The organism is Aeromonas sp. ASNIH8 (assembly GCF_002919855.1).
GTDB classification, from domain to species: Bacteria; Pseudomonadota; Gammaproteobacteria; order Enterobacterales; family Aeromonadaceae; genus Aeromonas; species Aeromonas caviae.
On the sequence record NZ_PQLN01000038.1, the window covers coordinates 23122 to 40028 of the forward strand.

General features: G+C 62.6%; 12 protein-coding genes and 1 pseudogene. 3 read left to right on the forward strand and 10 right to left on the reverse strand.

Going from position 1 to position 16907, the window contains the following annotated elements:
* Positions 1 to 64 precede the first annotated feature (64 nt).
* The 3 genes from C3418_RS11680 to C3418_RS11690 all read left to right on the forward strand — a co-directional run bounded on the left by C3418_RS11680 (position 65) and on the right by C3418_RS11690 (position 2587).
* Positions 65 to 1381: an MFS transporter gene (locus C3418_RS11680; RefSeq protein ID WP_103858561.1), complete on the forward strand. Its 1317-nt coding sequence runs from the start codon at positions 65 to 67 to the stop codon at positions 1379 to 1381.
* Between the two features lie 120 nt (positions 1382 to 1501).
* Positions 1502 to 2224 carry a MarC family NAAT transporter gene (locus C3418_RS11685; protein ID WP_043154359.1) on the forward strand — a complete coding sequence of 241 codons (723 nt, stop codon included), beginning with the start codon at positions 1502 to 1504 and terminating at the stop codon, positions 2222 to 2224.
* Positions 2225 to 2383: 159 nt separating this feature from the next.
* On the forward strand, positions 2384 to 2587 hold the full coding sequence (locus C3418_RS11690) for a hypothetical protein (RefSeq protein ID WP_041212219.1): 204 nt from the start codon (positions 2384 to 2386) through the stop codon (positions 2585 to 2587).
* A gap of 103 nt (positions 2588 to 2690) precedes the next feature.
* Here C3418_RS11690 and tldD read toward each other — a convergent pair whose 3' ends face one another.
* From tldD to C3418_RS25080, 10 genes and pseudogenes are all read right to left on the reverse strand, one after another.
* Positions 2691 to 4139: a metalloprotease TldD gene (tldD, locus tag C3418_RS11695; protein ID WP_069785497.1), complete on the reverse strand. Its 1449-nt coding sequence runs from the start codon at positions 4137 to 4139 to the stop codon at positions 2691 to 2693.
* A gap of 57 nt (positions 4140 to 4196) precedes the next feature.
* Positions 4197 to 5003, reverse strand: a complete 807-nt coding sequence (locus C3418_RS11700) for a carbon-nitrogen hydrolase family protein (protein ID WP_010672639.1) — start codon at positions 5001 to 5003, stop codon at positions 4197 to 4199.
* A gap of 251 nt (positions 5004 to 5254) precedes the next feature.
* Entirely contained in the window at positions 5255 to 9157 is a 3903-nt protein-coding gene (locus C3418_RS11705) for a YhdP family protein (RefSeq protein ID WP_181023095.1), read from the reverse strand.
* A complete protein-coding gene (gene rng, locus C3418_RS11710; protein ID WP_010672637.1) occupies positions 9158 to 10627 on the reverse strand; it encodes a ribonuclease G in 1470 nt (489 codons plus the stop codon).
* 79 nt (positions 10628 to 10706) lie between these two features.
* On the reverse strand, positions 10707 to 11294 hold the full coding sequence (locus C3418_RS11715) for a nucleoside triphosphate pyrophosphatase (protein WP_103858562.1): 588 nt from the start codon (positions 11292 to 11294) through the stop codon (positions 10707 to 10709).
* A 52-nt stretch (positions 11295 to 11346) separates the two neighbouring features.
* Positions 11347 to 11832, reverse strand: coding sequence for a rod shape-determining protein MreD (gene mreD / locus C3418_RS11720; protein WP_010672635.1), 486 nt, complete (start codon positions 11830 to 11832; stop codon positions 11347 to 11349).
* Positions 11832 to 12740 (reverse strand): rod shape-determining protein MreC, encoded by a 909-nt coding sequence (gene mreC, locus C3418_RS11725; RefSeq protein ID WP_029313545.1) that lies wholly within the window; start codon positions 12738 to 12740, stop codon positions 11832 to 11834. Before mreC ends, mreD begins: the two co-directional genes overlap by 1 nt.
* A 41-nt stretch (positions 12741 to 12781) precedes the next feature.
* Positions 12782 to 13822: a rod shape-determining protein gene (locus tag C3418_RS11730; protein ID WP_005308111.1), complete on the reverse strand. Its 1041-nt coding sequence runs from the start codon at positions 13820 to 13822 to the stop codon at positions 12782 to 12784.
* A 204-nt stretch (positions 13823 to 14026) separates the two neighbouring features.
* Positions 14027 to 15997, reverse strand: coding sequence for a DUF6701 domain-containing protein (locus C3418_RS24085; RefSeq protein WP_374755704.1), 1971 nt, complete (start codon positions 15995 to 15997; stop codon positions 14027 to 14029).
* A gap of 156 nt (positions 15998 to 16153) precedes the next feature.
* Positions 16154 to 16780: pseudogene (locus C3418_RS25080) on the reverse strand (MSHA biogenesis protein MshQ); the annotation flags it as partial.
* Positions 16781 to 16907: the final 127 nt, after the last annotated feature.

Consider the following 16907-nt stretch of genomic DNA (forward strand, 5'->3'; position numbering starts at 1 on the left):
GGTGAGCGTATCCCCGCAGCACACCGGGGAGAATAACTAAAAAAACGATGGGAAACATAAGGATATGAGTAAAGCCAGCACATCGCACGACCACGGTCGCCCCCTCAATCGACAGGATTACAAGACCCTGAGCCTGGCGGCGCTGGGCGGCGCCCTCGAATTCTACGACTTCATCATCTTCGTCTTCTTCGCCGTGGTCATCGGCGAGCTCTTCTTCCCGGCCGACATTCCCGAGTGGCTGCGCCAGTTCCAGACCTTCGGCATCTTCGCCGCCGGCTACCTGGCCCGCCCCCTGGGGGGCATCATCATGGCCCACTTTGGCGATCTCATCGGCCGCAAGCGGATGTTCACCCTCAGCATCATCCTGATGGCCTTGCCGACCTTGCTGATCGGCCTGCTGCCCACCTACGCCGTGCTCGGCATCGCCGCCCCCCTGCTGTTGCTGCTGCTGCGGATCCTGCAAGGGGCCGCCATCGGCGGGGAAGTCCCCGGTGCCTGGGTCTTCGTGGCCGAGCACGTGCCCGCCCGCCGGGTCGGTGTCGCCTGCGGCACCCTCACCGCGGGGTTGACGGCCGGCATCCTGCTCGGCTCCCTGGTGGCGACCGCCATCAACCGTGGCATGAGCCCGGGCGATGTGAGCGACTGGGGCTGGCGTCTGGCCTTCGTGCTCGGCGGCGTGTTCGGCATCGTCGCCATGTACCTGCGCCGCTGGCTGCACGAGACTCCGGTCTTCGCCGAGATGCAGGCCAACAAGTCCCTGGCCGAGGAGCTGCCCCTCAAGACGGTGCTGCGTGAACACAAGGGCAGCGTCGTCGTCTCCATGCTGCTGACCTGGCTGCTCTCCGCCGGCATAGTAGTGGTGATCCTGATGACCCCGACCTATCTGCAGAAGGTGCACGGCATCAGCCCGGCCGATGCCCTGACCGCCAACTCCCTGGCCATCGTCGCCCTCACCCTGGGCTGCATCGTCTATGGCCGGCTGATCGATGCCATCGGCAGCGGTCCTACCTTCATCCTGGGCTCCCTGCTGCTGGCCGGCGCCACTTATACCTTCTACCACAGCCTGGCAGCCGGCACGGATCAGCTGGTGCCCCTCTACATGCTGGCGGGCTTTGCGGTGGGGATCGTCGGCGCCGTGCCCTACGTCATGGTCAATGCCTTCCCGCCGGTGGTGCGCTTCTCCGGGCTGTCGTTCTCCTACAACGTGGCCTACGCCATCTTCGGCGGCCTCACCCCCATGCTGGTCACCCTCTGGATGAAGGAGGACGTGCTGGCCCCCTCCCACTATGTGGTCAGCCTGGCCGCCCTCGGTTTCGTACTCGGCATCTGGCTCTGGCTGCGCCAGCGCGGCCAACGCCAGGCCACCCCGCAGGCCGCCTGATCCTTCCCAAGCAAGCCCGGCACTGTCGGGGCTTCTTCTTTGCGGATATCATCGACCGGGTGGCGGTCCGCTGCGGACCTGCCAGCTCACCCCAATCCGTCCACCTGCCCGAGGTCCACTATGTTCTTCCAGGTCATCTTTCTCGCCTTGCTGGCCCTGCTGCCCATGGTCAACCCGCCCACCACGGCTACCCTGCTGCTGGGACTGAGCAAGGGCATGTCCCGCGAGCACATTCGCCGCCAGATCAACATGGCCGCCCTTTATCTGTTCGCCACCCTGTGCGTCAGCTTCTTCATCGGATCCTCCATCCTGGATCTGTTCGGGATCTCCATTCCCGGCCTGCGCCTGGCTGGTGGCCTCATCATCGCCTTCATCGGCTTTCGCATGCTGTTCCCCTCGCCAAACCAGTCTGCCGGGGTCGAGGCCAACCAGAATATCGCCTTCGTGCCCCTGACCATGCCCAGCATGTGCGGACCCGGCACCATGGCGCTGGTGATCAGCGGCGCGGCCCAGATCGCCGAGCTGCCGGCCGAGGCCGATCGCGTCGTCATCTATGCCGCCATGGTCACCGCCTTCGCCCTGATGAGCCTGATCAGCTGGGGTGTGCTCAAGCTGGCAGATCCCGTGTGCAAGATCCTGGGTGCCACCGGCATCGACGCCATGACACGCATCATGGGTTTCCTGCTGGTGTGCATGGGTATGCAGTTCTGCATCAACGGCGTCAAGGAGGTGGCGCAGGATCCCGTCTTCCATGGTCAGGTGATGGAACAACCCGCTGCCGCCTTGCCGTCCCATGCCGGATCTACCGCCCTCGATCATCTCGCCGTGCCGCGCCAGCCCTGATTGAAAACGGTGTCATTTTTCGTGCAAATCCCTCCTGATCTTGCGCCTGATCATATTGCCTTCATCTTGATGGGGTAGTCTGGTTTTTGTACAGGAAAGGTTCAGAAGGTTGCCGCTAGCGTGGCATGTGCTGACCCCATCACTTGAGGAGATATGCAAATGGAAAAGATGCTGACCGAGATTGGAAGCTACAGCCTGTTTCATGAGTATCTGAACGTGGTCGGTGCCGCCAGCCCCGCGCTGACCCGGATCAAGACAGGATGGGAGTTCAAGCGAAAGGATCGCCTGCTCGCCCAGATAAGGGTGGATGACCACGGCCACGCCCGCTTCTTCATCGACGCCCGCGCCATTTCGGTCAACTGACCCGACCCCTTTCCCAGCCCCGGCGCCTGCCGGGGCTTTTTATTGCTTGCGCCTTCCAATAAAAACCCCGGCGCCGGGCCGGGGTTTACAAAGGTGTATGACCTTACTGGGTACCGCCCACGGTGAGCTGATCCAGCTTGAGGGTGGGCTGGCCGACGCCGACCGGCACGCTCTGCCCCTCCTTGCCGCAGACCCCGACCCCGCGATCCAGCGCGAGATCACGGCCCACCATGGAAACCTGGCTCATCGCCTCAGGGCCGTTGCCGATCAGGGTCGCCCCCTTGATGGGCGCGGTGATCCTGCCATCCTCGATAAGGTAGGCCTCGGAGGCGGAGAAGACGAACTTGCCGGAGGTGATGTCCACCTGGCCGCCGCCGAAGTTGGGGGCATAGATCCCCTTCTTTACCGAGGCGATGATCTCCGCCGGATCGTACTGACCCGCCAGCATGTAAGTGTTGGTCATGCGCGGCATCGGCAGGGCGGCGTAGGATTCGCGGCGGCCGTTGCCGGTGAGCGGCACGCCCATCAGGCGGGCGTTCTGCTTGTCCTGCAGGTAACCCTTGAGAATGCCGTTCTCGATGAGCACGTTGTAGCCCCCCGGCGTCCCCTCGTCGTCGATGGAGACGGAGCCGCGCCGACCCGGCAGGGTGCCGTCATCGACGATGGTGCAGTGTTTGGAAGCCACCTGCTCGCCGATGCGCCCGGCAAAGGCGGAGGAGCCCTTGCGGTTGAAGTCCCCCTCCAGACCGTGACCCACCGCCTCGTGCAGCAGCACACCGGGCCAGCCGGCACCGAGCACCACCGGCATGGTGCCGGCCGGGGCGTCGATGGCCTCCAGGTTGACCAGCGCCTGGCGTACCGCTTCGCGCACATAGCCAAACGCCCGGCTCTCGAGCCCGTCCAGCTCGAGGAAATGGTCGTAACCGAAGCGGCCACCGCCCCCCGCGCTGCCGCGCTCACGGCGATCCCCCTTCTCGGCGATGACGGTCACCGAGAGGCGCACCAGCGGACGCACGTCGGCGGCCAGGGTGCCATCGGTGGCGGCCACCAGGATCTCTTCATAGACCCCGCTGATGGAGGCCATCACCTGATTGATGGCGGGATCCAGACTTCTGGCGAACTTGTCCATCTGCTCCAGCAGGGCAATTTTCTGCTGTTTGTCGAGGGTCTGCAGGGGATCCAGCGCCGGGTAGAGCAGGTTTGCTTCGGTGCGAGCCCACGCCTTTACCTTGCCGTGAGCACCGGCGGCGGCGATGCCGCGAGCGGCAGTCACCGACTGTTGCAGCGCCAGCAGGCTCAGCTCGTCCGAGTAGGCGAAACCGGTCTTCTCGCCGCTGACGGCGCGCACCCCCACCCCCTGATCGATGTTGTAGCTGCCATCCTTGACGATGCCGTCCTCCAGCATCCAGGACTCGTGCCAGCTGCGCTGGAAATAGAGGTCGCCGAACTCCACCTGATGGCTCATCAGGCTGCCGAGCAGCTGTTGCAGCCGCCCTTCGTCGAGATCGTTCGGGGCCAACAGGGAGGCACTAACCTGGCTCAATAGACTCAAATCTTTCTCTCCACTCTCATGCGAGATGTCGTAACGGTTAAATCCACGGCCGCGGGCTCACAGCAGGCGGGCGTGTTGCAGCACCGGCATGGTGCGTTTCAATTCATCGATCAGGGCCCCATCCAGCGGCGCCAGCACTGTTCCCTGCCCCGACGCCCGACAGGCCAGCACCCGGCCCCAGGGGTCGATCACCATGCTGTGGCCCCAGGTCTGGCGCCCCGTCTCGTGGGTGCCCCCCTGGTTGGCGGCCACCACGTAGCACTGGTTCTCGATGGCACGGGCCCGCAGCAGGGGCTCCCAGTGCGCCTCGCCGGTGACGGCGGTAAAGGCGGCAGGCACCAGCAGCACCCGGGCACCGGCCCGGGCCAACTGGCGGTACAGCTCGGGAAAGCGCAGATCATAACAGATAGAAAGGCCGAGGGGACCAAAGGGGGAGTCCACCAACACAGGCTGATCACCCGGGCTGAAGGTCTCCGACTCCCGGTAGCGGCCGTGATTGTCCGCCACGTCCACGTCGAACAGGTGGATCTTGTGGTAGTGCCCCTTGAGCTCGCCGTCGGGATCGAACACCAGGGTACTGGTGTGGATGTGGTCGGCACCGGCGATGGCGGTGGGCATGGCCCCGGCCACCAGCCAGATGCCGTGGGATTTGGCCCAATCAGAGAGTTGCTGCTGGATTGGGCCATTTCCCAATGGCTCTGCCCCGTCCAGATACCCCTGCCGCTCGCCAAAGAGGGCGAAGTTTTCCGGCAGCAGCACCAGCAAGGGGCGCTCCCCGGGCAGACTCGCCAGCTCGGCGGCGATCCGCTCCCGGTTATCCTGCCAGGTACGACCCGAAATCAACTGCATGGCGGCTAGCCACATGACGCGCTCCTTCTGTTGGGCGAGCCGGTGGCACAAGGCCTTCTCGGCTCGCAGGGCAATATCCGCACTCTTCTGTTGGGCGAGCCGGTGACCGGTGACAGAAGACCTCCTCGGCTCGCGGGCAATATCCGCACTCTTCTGTTGGGCGAGCCGGTGACCGGTGACACAAGGCCTTCTCGGCTCGCGGGGCAATATCTGCACTATGAGGGGTTTGGCGGCCGGGGGAAAGTCCCCCAGCCCGGCGCTGGCCCTCAGCGCTGACCCGAGCCCTGATGCTTGGGATCGAGCAGGAAGGGGGTGACCTCCTTGGTGGGCAGGCCGGGCGCCACCGCATCCACCGCCTCCTTCTGCTGCTGGTTGAGCTTGATGCGGGCGCGATCCCGCCCCGCCTCCACCAGCCTGGGGGCGTCCAGCGGGCCGGAGACCCGAAAATCGATACGGGTCACCACGTCCACCACGGGCTCCAGCAGCTTGGAGAGGGCCAGCACATAGAGCCCGGTGATGGGAGTCAGGGAGAAGGCCGCCACCACGGGCAGGGTGCCCCCCAGGTTCGGAGAGAAGCTCAGATCAAAGTCGAGCCGCCAGCGCACCAGATCCGCGATGCCCTTACCCCGCAGGTTGCCCGCAGCGCCCTTCATGTAGAAGTCGTTGTTCTCCACCATCCCCTGATTGACCTTGGCGGAGGCGGACATGGACTCGAAATAGAAGCCCTTGTCGAAGACGTCGCGAAAATCGAGGCGCAGCTTGCGCATCAGGGAGTCAAGGCTCAGCAGGGAGAGCAGTCGGGCCCCCTTGTCGTTGACCTCCCGCAGGGTCCCCCCCTCCAGCTGGTAGTCGGCGCTGCCCGCCAGCGTCGGCAGGCTCAGGCGGTAGGGCACGTCACGCCAGTTCAGATCCAGCGCCAGCTTGCCCGGGGCATCCCCGATGGGCGAGGTGTAGCCGAGCCGCTTGAGCAGCAGCTCGCTGTTGCGGGTCTCGAGGTTCACCCTGGCACGGGTCTGCATCTGGCTGCCACGGGCCAGCCACTCGGCGCTGCCGCGCAGGGTGCTGCCCGCCAGGCGCATCTCCAGTCCCTTGAGATCCAGCCGGTTGGCCCCGGGCAGCAGCTCCCCCTTCACCTCACCCAGGGGCAGCTCGCCGAAGCGGCAATCCACGCAGCTGAAGGTGAGCCAGGGAATGGCATTCATGATGGCCCTGTCCTGGCGCTCATCGGGATCCGGGCTGAGATCGGTCCCCTTGCCGGACCAGTAGATGCGGGCAAACTTGGCATCGATGGGACGTCCGTCGGCCACCGGCACCCGCACCACCCCCATCACGTCGGGGCTGTCGATCATCACCTCGGTGGCCTGGTTCACCGGCCCCAGGGTGAAGTGCACCGCCTTGAGGCTGGCGCTGCCGATGTCGGCACGGGCCAGCTGGCCATCCACCCACCACTCCTGGGGCAAGAACGCGGGGCCCACCACCGCATTGCCCTGCGTCGCCTGCGCCTTGGCCGGCAGCCACTGCTTGAGACGGGCCAGCCAGCCGGCCACGTCCGCCTGCTGCTGGTTGATGGCGAGCAGCATGGGCTTGTCCTGCATCACCCGCGCCCCGGGCTGGCCGATGTTGACCCGCACCCGGCTGAGGTAGGGCACGCCGTCGCCGTACACCAGGCGGCTCTGCATGTCGATGTCCGCCCCCAGCACGGCGCGGATGTCGGCGCTGCCATCCCGCCCACGGGCCGTCACCTTGAGGGGCAGCCGGGCACCCGCTGCCTTGGTCAGGGGCACAGGCAGATCCAGCCCCATGCCCTGCAGGTTGGAGTCCAGCGCCAGCTGGAAACTGAACGCCTTGTTCTCGGGCAGGGTCAGCCCCAGGGTACCCGACCAGTTGCTGCGCCCCTGGAGCATCTCGAGGGCCGGTATGTCCCGGCGCTGGCGGCGGCTGTCCCACTGCCCCTGGAACTTGAGGTCGGCCTGATAGCCGTGGGGCAGTTGCCGCCCCTGATAATCCAGGGTCAGCGGCTGGTTCCACAGGCTGGCCTTGAGGTTGTGAATGCGCGTCTGCTCGTTGTCATACTCGAGCGTCCCTGCGACCCCGTCGAGGGGCAGATCCAGGGAGGCGATCCTCACCTTGTTGTCCTTGAAGCTGGCTTCCCCGCTGGCCTTGACCTCCCCCTCGCCATCCAGCGGTATGTCGAGCTTCACCGTGCCCTTCATGGGGCCGCGGATCTCCACCTCCCGCAGCGCCTGACCGACGGATCCCCCCAGCGGCGAGTCCTGCAAATAGTCGCTGATGGCCTTGCCCTCGCCCTCAACCTTGGCATCCACGTAGAGGTGAGCCCCCGGATAGAGGTCCGGGATCCAGGCGTGCACCGAGTCGGAGCTGGCCTTGCCGAGCTGGGTGGCGCGGCTGTTCATGTCGAGGCTGGCGTTCTGGAACAGCAGATCGATCTGCAGGTCGGTCAGCGGCTGCCAGCCCGGGAAAAACTCGTAGGTGGCCTGTTGCAGCGGCACCGCCACCTGGAAGACGCCCTTGCCGTTGTCGTAGGGGAAGTCACGGAATTCGCCGTACCAGAGCAAGTCTGCACCCTTGGCCTTGCCCCCCTTGATGGCGCCGCTCAGGTAGCTCACCAGCCCCTCATCCATCACCGCCAGGGGGTAGTAGCGATCCGCATGGGCCGCGTTCTTGACGTCGATGCGCCCGGTCAGGGCGAGGAAGGGGTGCTCGAACAGCTCGAGGCGAAACCGGCTGGCGAGGCGCAGATCCGGGTTGTCCAGGGCAATGTCCTGGCCATAGAGCACCCAGCCTTGGGGCGCCCGCCACCAGTCGAGGGCCGCACTCAGGCTGTCCACCGGGATGGGTTCCTTGAAGTGGCGGGCCGGATCCACCTTGCCTTTGCCCAGGGTCAGGCGGGCGCGTCCCCCGTTCGGGGTCAGCCAGAAGTCGCCGTCCAGCTTTTGCAGACCGGGTACATCGTGCCAGGCCCGGGTCTCGAAGCCGCGCAGTTGCCCCTGCAAAGAGAGCCCCTGCCAGTCCCCGTCGGCCTGCAGGACCAGCTCCTGCAACTGGCCCCTTGGCCGGGTGCGCTTGAGGGTCTCGGTCAGCTCGGGATAGAGGCCGGAGACCAGCTGGCTCAAGTTGGCAATCTGGTCGAGATCGATGGCGGGCACATAGCCCTGGATGCGCGAGCCGATGCGCTCGAGCTGCAGGCGGCTGTGTAGCCAGGTGGCGCCATCGAGCTTGAAGATGACGTCGTGGCTGGCGAGCTGCCACGCCTCGCCGTCCCGACGCAGCTGGATCTTGCCCCCCTGCAGGTCGAGGCGGTGCGGCTCCCCCTTGATCTCGTCTTTCCAGATCAGGTGGTTGTTGCCAAAGGCCAGCAGGGAGTTGCCGAGCCTGCCCTTCTCGAACTCGCTCCAGAGCTGGAAGTCGAGCTGGCCGCTCACCGGTGGCGCGCCGGCGTGGATCCGGGCCAGCATGGGGCTGATGTCCAGCTCGCTGGCCCCCAGATAGAGCTGGCCCTTGAGGCGGTCGAGCCGCACCTCGGGAGCATCCACATCGATGATGAGGTCCAGGGTGCTCTCCCCCACCCCGTTGATGAGATAGGCCTTGCCGACCCCCTGATGACGCTTGCCGCGGTTCTGCCAGCGCAACTGGGCGATGTCGAGGGCGCGCACCTCCCCCAGTGCCGTGGTGAGGCTCAGGCGAGTGTCGTGAATGTCGAAGGTGGAGAGCTGGGTCAGCAGGAAGCGCAGCAGGGCCTCCTGCTGGTTCGCGCTCTTCCCGCTGACGGGGGTGGCGGGCTGGGTCATGTCCAGCGCGATGTTGCCGTCGCTCAGGATCAGCTGGCCAAACACCGGTCTGAGTTCGTTGAGGGAGCGCCAGAAGTCGAGGTGGGCCCACACCTTGCCAAGGCGCAGGGAGAAACGCCCCGAATCGGGGGCGATGGCCAGTCCTTCCAGCCCGATGGCCGGGCCGCGGGGAGTCCACTCCAGCCCGACGTGATCCACGCTCACCTCGAGCTGACTCTCTCCGAGCAGGGTCCCTATCACGGCCGCCCGGTGCTGGTTGAGCAAAGGGCCGCCCAGTCGTACCACGCTGACCAGAACGGCCAGCAGCACGAAGAAGACTCCGAGGGCCAACCAGCCCCGACTCAGCCAGCGATAGACCAATTACATCATCACCACATCGAACTGTTCCTGCCCACAGAGCGGCTCGGAGACCACCCTGACCTGCTTGCCGATGAAGACTTCCAGCTCCGCCAGACTGTGGGACTCCTCCCCCCGCAGGTAATCGGCCACCGAAGGAGCCGCATAGACGGTGAACTGATCCGCGTCGTAGGCGCGGTTGACCCGGATGATCTCCCGCAGGATCTCGAAGCAGACCGACTCCACCGTCTTGACCCGGCCGCGCCCCTTGCACTCGGGGCACTCGGCGCAGAGCACGTGCTCCAGGCTCTCCCGGGTGCGCTTGCGGGTCATCTCCACCAGCCCGAGCTGGGAGAAACCGTTGACGTTGGTCTTGGCCCTGTCCTTGGCCAGCGCCAGCTCCAGGCTGTGCAGCACCCGGCGACGGTGATCCTCGGACTGCATGTCGATGAAGTCGATGATGATGATGCCGCCGAGGTTGCGCAGGCGCAGGTGACGGGCGATGGCGGCGGTGGCCTCGACGTTGGTGTTGAAGATGGTCTCTTCCAGATTGCGATGGCCGACGAAGGCTCCGGTGTTGATGTCCACCGTGGTCATGGCTTCGGTCTGGTCGATGATGAGGTAGCCGCCGGATTTGAGCTCCACCTTGCGCTCCAGGGCCCGCTGGATCTCGTTCTCCACGTCGTAGAGATCGAAGATCGGCGACTCGCCGGTGTAGTACTCCAGCTTGTTGGCCAGCTCGGGCACGTACTCCTCGGTGAAGCGCTTGAGCTGATCGAAGCTCTGGCGCGAGTCGACCCGGATCTTGTCGAGCTCGGCACCGACGAAGTCACGCACCACCCTGAACGCCAGGCTGGGATCCTCATAGAGGATCTTGCAGGGGGGGTACTTCTGCTTGCGCTCGAGGATCTTGCGCCACAGGCGCTTCAAGAAGGCGGCGTCCTGCTCCAGCTCCTGCTCCCCCACCCCCTCGGCGGCGGTGCGGATGATGTAGCCACCGAGCTCGTCCACATAGCCGGCCACGGTGCGCTTGAGGCGCTCGCGCTCCGCCTCGGACTCGATGCGCTGGGAAACCCCCACATGCGCACTCCCCGGCATGAAGACCAGGTAGCGGGAAGGCAGGGTGATGTCGGTGGTGAGGCGGGCCCCCTTGGTGCCCAGCGGATCTTTCACCACCTGCACCATGATGTCCTGCCCCTGGCGCACCAGCTCGGCGATGTTGCCGGCCTGGAACTGTTCCTTCTCCTTGATCGCCACGCACTCGGTATGGGGGACGATGTCGGAGGCGTGCAGGAAGGCGGCCTTGTCCATGCCGATGTCGACGAAGGCGGCCTGCATGCCGGGCAGCACCCGGCTGATCTTGCCCTTGTAGATGTTGCCCACTATGCCGCGCTTGGCCTGGCGCTCCACGTGCACTTCCTGCAGCAGGCCGTTCTCGACCAGGGCGACCCGGGTCTCGGAGGGGGTGACGTTCACCAGCAGTTCTACCGACATAAGTTACCTTGCCTTTCTAGTTTTGAATTCTGGCACGACGAACAACGGGTAACTCAGCAGCGCACCGCTGACGGGAGGATTACCGGGTCTGCTCGAGGTGCTGCTTGATCAACAGGTCCGTCTCCAGCAGGGGCAGGCCGACCACGGCACTGTAGCTCCCCTCGAGGCGACTGACGAACTTGCCGGCAATGCCCTGGATGGCGTAGGCGCCGGCCTTGTCGCACGGCTCGCCGGTGCGCCAGTAGGCCTCGATCTCGGACTCGTCCAGCTTGCGAAACGCCACGTTGGTGGTGACCAGGCGCACGTCGCAGCGATCCGGGGTGGCCAGGGCCACCGCCGTCATCACCTGGTGCACCCGTCCGGAGAGCGCCTCCAGCATGTCCTTGGCGTCCAGCAGGTCGGAGGGCTTCTCCAGCACCCGCTCCCCCAGCACCACTATGGTGTCCGCCCCCAGCACGGGCAGCGCCGTGGGCGCCGCGGCCACGCCGGCCATGGCCTTGTCGCGGGCGAGCCGGCAGACGTAATCCTGGGGCTTCTCACCGTCGTTGCGCAGCTCCGGCACATCCAGCTTGAGGACCTCGAAACGGTAGCCCAGGCGGGTCAGAAGCTCGTGCCGGCGGGGGGAGCCCGAGGCGAGATAGAGTTGCAGTTCGTTGTGCTTGTTCATACTTCACTCAATGAGACGATGCGCAGTTACAATGCGTTGTTTTTATTCACATTCACTTGATATTGAAGCGACGCCGCACCTTGCGCAAGACCATAAAAATCCAGGGCCATATTAACATCGTCGTCAACGTCGACCAAAAGTAGGCGAAGTTGAGGCTGGCCCGGCTGAACAGATGCTCCGCCCAGAACACGGTGATCTTTCCCACCAGGGAGAGCAGACCGATGATCAGCGCCTGCTGCCAGAGGGAGAAGTTGCGGATCTTCTGGAACTGGAATGCCGCCAGGTAGGTGGTGATGGCCATGGCCATGGCCCGCACGCCGAGGGTGCTGCCGAGCAGCACGTCCAGCAGCAGGCCCGCCACCCAGGCGGTGCCGACGTTGGTCCGGTGCGGCAGCGCCAGCGCCCAGTAGATGAGCACCATGGCGAGCCAGTCCGGACGGAAGGGTTCGAATTGAAAGGGAAGCGGCAGGATGGAGAGGCACAGGGCCAGCAGGATCGAACACCAGATCCAGATCCTGCCGCTGGCGGGTTGCAGCATCAGCGCGTCGCCCCCGCCGCCGAGGTTGCCGTGGCCGCCGAGGCGCTCGCCGCAGGCTCAAGAGCATCCTTGTCGTGTACTTCCGGTTTCTTGTCGGTCCACAGCAGCAGCAGGTAGCGCAGACGGTCCAGCGCCACCAGCGGCTTGGCCTCGATCTGGGCGAAGGGCTTGCCCTCCACGTAGTCGGAGCGGGTCACGGTCGCCACCGGATAACCTTCCGGGAAGCGGCCGCCCAGGCCCGAGGTGACCAGCAGATCGCCGACCTGGACGTCGGTGTTGCGGGGCAGGTTGCGCAGCTCCAGCTTGTCCAGCTCGCCGCTGCCGGAGGCGATGGCGCGCAAGTCGTTGCGCAGCACCCGCACCGGGATGCCGTGGCTGGAGTCGGTGATGAGCAGGACGCGACTGGTGGTGGAGCCCACGTGGAGCACCTGACCGACCACCCCCTGATCGTTGATCACCGGCTGGCCGTTGTAGACGCCATCCAGCGCCCCCTTGTTGATCAGCACCTGATGGCTGAAGGGGTCGGAATCCACCGACAGCAGCTCGGCCACCATCTTGCGGGACTCCTTGTGTACCGGCGACCCCAGCAGCTCGCGCAGACGCTGGTTCTCGTGCTCCAGCTGATCCATCTTGAGCAGGCGAGAGCGCAGGGTGAACAGTTGCTGCTCCTGCTGCTTGGTCTGCTCGATGAGATCGGCGCGGGTCTGCACCTGGGTCGACATGGTGTCGAGCAGGGTGCCGGGGGCGTTGGCGATGTATTGCAGCGGGCTCACCAGGGAGCTCAGATAAACGCGGACATGGCTGAACACACCGAAGCGGGAATCCGCGACGATGGCAGCGACGGAGATGATGACGGCGAGAAACAACCGTAACTGAAGCGAAGGGCCTCTACCGAAGATGGGTTTCATGAGTCGTCAAAAAAGAGCCGGCGCTCGGCCGGCTTTGGGTCTTATTCGTAGTGGAACAGATCGCCACCGTGCATATCGATCAGCTCCAGCGCCTTGCCACCGCCACGGGCGACACAGGTGAGGGGATCTTCAGCCACGACGACCGGGATGCCGGTCTCTTCCATCAGCAGACGGTCGATGTCCTTGAGCAGGGCACCACCACCGGTCAGCACCATGCCGCGCTCGGAAATGTCGGACGCCAGCTCGGGCGGGGATTGCTCCAGGGCCACCATGACGGCGGAGACGATGCCGGAGAGCGGCTCTTGCAGCGCTTCCAGGATCTCGTTGGAGTTCAGGGTGAAGCTGCGGGGCACACCCTCGGCCAGGTTGCGACCGCGCACTTCGATCTCGCGCACCTCTTCGCCCGGATAGGCGGAGCCGATCTCGTGCTTGATGCGCTCGGCGGTGGCTTCCCCGATCAGGCTGCCGTAGTTGCGACGCACGTAGCTGATGATGGCTTCGTCGAACTTGTCGCCACCGATACGGACGGACTGGGAGTAGACCACGCCGTTCAGGGAGATGATGGCCACTTCGGTGGTACCGCCACCGATGTCCACCACCATGGAACCGGTCGCTTCGGAGACCGGCAGGCCGGCACCGATGGCGGCAGCCATGGGTTCATCGATCAGGTAAACCTCGCGGGCGCCGGCGCCCAGCGCGGATTCCTTGATGGCGCGACGTTCCACCTGGGTGGAGCCGCAGGGCACGCACACCAGCACGCGCGGGCTGGGGCGGAAATAGTTGTTGTCGTGAACCTGTTTGATGAAGTGCTGCAGCATCTTCTCGGTCACGTAGAAATCGGCGATCACGCCGTCTTTCATCGGGCGAATGGCGGAGATGTTACCCGGGGTACGACCCAGCATCTGCTTGGCGGCATGACCGACAGCAGCGACCGATTTGGCGTTCCCGCGCTCTTGGCGAATGGCGACAACTGAGGGTTCGTTAAGGACGATCCCTTGATCTTTTACATAGATCAGGGTGTTGGCAGTTCCCAAGTCGATCGACAGATCGTTGGAAAAGACGCCTCTGAGCTTTTTGAACATGGCTACGGGAAATCCTAAGAATTTGGAGGTGCAGAAAACCGGCTAACTTTACCAATGCCCACCCCAATGGGCAAGCGCTCAAACTGTCGCCAATCAATCAGGCGCGACAAAAATGCGAGTCATCACTCACTCGGACACGCTTGCAAACACTAATAAACAAGGATTTAGGGGGATGCTGTTGAGCCAGCCCCCCTTTCACATCATTCAATGCAATACTTCGCGCCGATAAATAACTCTGTCATTACCCCGGCTGGAGCCGAAAATGGCCTCACCTTGCAGGTTGCCGTCATTGCCACTCGTTGGGTCAGACAACCAGAGGGGCTGCGACGGCTGTTTTGCCAAATCGACCTTGTAGGGAATGCGCACCGAGATGTCCGGCTTGGCAAAGTGGAACAGGATCTCCCCGTCTTTCGCCAGTGCAGCATCCCCACCCGGTGCCGAACTACCCAACCCCAGCTTGATCTTGCGACCCGCCCCCAGATTCAGCTCGCGAGTCGCCGCATCAAAGGTTTGACTTGGATTGAGGAAAGTGAACCCCTGATTGGCCAAAGAGAGCTGGGTACATTGATCTTCCTTGTTTTTCAGCCAGTTGCCCGCTTCGTAATATTGCATCTGCAGTGGAATGGCCAGCGGCGCCGAGGCCAGGCCAGCCGCCGTACCAGCCTGCAGGCGGCCGTACAACAGCTTTTGAGTACCCAGCAGCACCGCATTACACCCTTGCCCCGATTTGGAACAATCCCCTGCTACACCCGCATTCATATTCGGATTCGCCAACAGCGTAGTACCGCCATCCTGATCATCGACTTTGATACCAAAGCTCAACGTGGCAAACGGTGCTTCTGGACTCGCAGCACGATCAAAGCGGGTATTCAGCCCCAAAGGCGACTGCTGATTTATACTGGCGACGCCACTTGCCCAGCTGAGCGAGGGAGATAGTGTAATACGCTTGTCACGAGCAACCCCATCCAGAGCATTAGCCGCCACCATCTCAGCAACCCCTTTAGCGAACGCCCCCTTATAGTTCTCTGTCGTCCCTTTCTGCAGATTGCGTGCAGTGAGGACAAAACCGCTGGCAAAGGGCTGGCTCATGTATGTAAAGGCATTGCAGGCAGGCGTGATAAAGCCATTACTCAAACTGTAATCCCAAGGGACAAAACGACCGATGGGTACGCTCCATCGCAACACAGTCTCAAGTTGGGGTAATTCATCCTGATAAGCGGGATAAGGCACAAAGTTGCTGACGCCTAACCGGATCACCCCGACCTCAGACCAATTCGCCGTCACGTTTGCTACCCCGCTCGCCAACGTGATCGCTGTCGGCGAAAATGTTCCGGTGCCGCCAGCTGCCGGCGCTAACAGCGCCCAAGAGATCGCCTTATTGCTGGTCGCAAAGCCAGGGGTTAGCTGATCCTGCTCATTGAGGGCACGCGCTTGCAGAGTAAAGGACTCGCCCGCTTTGCGATAGACAGGGCATGCTGCATATGTGTTGTCGTTACTGCCCGAGCAGCCACTTTGTCCTTGTGCCTGGAGTGCGATCGCTTTAGGAATCACAGCAACCGTATCACTACCGGTCAGCTTAAGGGTGCCGGTGACATCATTCTTCTGGAAAGTAGCATCCAGTCGCAACACCCCCGCATCCGGGTACTGTACGGTCAGTTGACCCACCCCATCACTGTTAAACGCAACCTTAACGTTTCCTGATGGCGCGAGCGTGGTGCTATTGACCGTCGGCACGGCAGTGCTGCTCTCAGAGACGACCTTGCTCGAGGTAAATTGGAGAGTCTGATCACCTGTCAGTAAGGGCACGCATACCTTGGTCGCCCCCACATCGTTTGATTTGATGGCGCGGATCGAGGTGACTCCCGAGGTACCGGCATAGAAGGTGGGGACATTGAAACGCAGTGCAGCATCGGCAAACGGGAGCGTGCAATATTGTTTAGCAGGCCCCAATGAACCGGACCGACATAAGGTATCACTCTGCGGCCGCAGTGGCGGAGTCGAGCTGGACACGCCCATAGTGATGGAACTGGCCGAATAATTACTTAGCATCACCTTAGTGGTGCCGCCAGTTATAGTGACAACACCATTATTCACGTTATTTAAACCACTACCTGACGACCAACCACCATTCGTAAAGGGGTTAGGAGTGAGCGCTGCCGTAACAGTACCCGACATTAGTTGTGAACAATCCTCATTGGCACAAGCTTTAATTGTGATCTCTTCAGGCTGGCAGGTGATTGCCTGCCCTGAATGAGCGAATTCGAAATGATGTACTTGAACCCCGACCGGATTCACTTTCAATGCACATATTTTTACGTTATCAATATCATGTATATTGTTTGAGCCACCTGTTGAGCCGGTGAACGAAAGGTAAAAGTTTTCTGGTATAGGTGACTGACCTAAATCATTAGCGGTAGCATCAAATGTAGGTATCCCAGGCACTGCTGCATAACCAGCACCAGTATTTCGATCAATTGACACCATGGTTTTATTTCCCAAACGGGAATCTACAGTCAAACGGTAGCGATGGGGGGGATTAGGGTAATTATTGCCATTGTGGATCGACGGGTTCAAGGTCGGTGAACCATAAAGATAGCGATATCCAGTTGTAGCAGAGCCAGAACCTCGAATAGCAATTGAATTATTTCGGCGAGGTTGATTATTACTACCGCCTTCTGCAGAAAAGTTACCAAATTCGTCAATGCCGACACCCAACCAGCCACCTGCGAATCCGGGTGCAGCACTGCCTTTATGGCCATACCCCAGCGGTCCACCAAATGCCCCCGGTTGAGGGGTTATCTTGGCGTCTGACAACACCATGGCAATACCATCTGCACCAGTGCCACCATAAGCGGAATGATCGAACTCTACCGTCACCAAGTTATTAGCAGCAGGAAATAACTTAAGGTAAGTCAATGAGGTAGCTTGGTCATTCTTATTTTCAGTTAAACGCAAACGCCCAGGGTGAGAGCGTGAACATTTTGTTAAATTTCACCCAGTTTTTTGAGACCCGCATTGAGTACCGTTTCCAGATATTCACTGCTCATTCCTGCGATTTTTTGCTTCCGTCTTACGCTCGCCTTGC

What these genes read in the sequence shown, in the direction of transcription:
- C3418_RS11680 (WP_103858561.1), top strand. Translation starts at nt 65, where the DNA reads ATGAGTAAAGCCAGCACATCGCACGACCACGGTCGCCCCCTCAATCGA.
- C3418_RS11685 (WP_043154359.1), top strand. Translation starts at nt 1,502, where the DNA reads ATGTTCTTCCAGGTCATCTTTCTCGCCTTGCTGGCCCTGCTGCCCATG.
- C3418_RS11690 (WP_041212219.1), top strand. Translation starts at nt 2,384, where the DNA reads ATGGAAAAGATGCTGACCGAGATTGGAAGCTACAGCCTGTTTCATGAG.
- C3418_RS11700 (WP_010672639.1), bottom strand. Translation starts at nt 5,003, where the DNA reads ATGTGGCTAGCCGCCATGCAGTTGATTTCGGGTCGTACCTGGCAGGAT.
- rng (WP_010672637.1), bottom strand. Translation starts at nt 10,627, where the DNA reads ATGTCGGTAGAACTGCTGGTGAACGTCACCCCCTCCGAGACCCGGGTC.
- C3418_RS11715 (WP_103858562.1), bottom strand. Translation starts at nt 11,294, where the DNA reads ATGAACAAGCACAACGAACTGCAACTCTATCTCGCCTCGGGCTCCCCC.
- mreD (WP_010672635.1), bottom strand. Translation starts at nt 11,832, where the DNA reads ATGCTGCAACCCGCCAGCGGCAGGATCTGGATCTGGTGTTCGATCCTG.
- mreC (WP_029313545.1), bottom strand. Translation starts at nt 12,740, where the DNA reads ATGAAACCCATCTTCGGTAGAGGCCCTTCGCTTCAGTTACGGTTGTTT.
- C3418_RS11730 (WP_005308111.1), bottom strand. Translation starts at nt 13,822, where the DNA reads ATGTTCAAAAAGCTCAGAGGCGTCTTTTCCAACGATCTGTCGATCGAC.
- C3418_RS24085 (WP_374755704.1), bottom strand. Translation starts at nt 15,997, where the DNA reads ATGTCGGGTACTGTTACGGCAGCGCTCACTCCTAACCCCTTTACGAAT.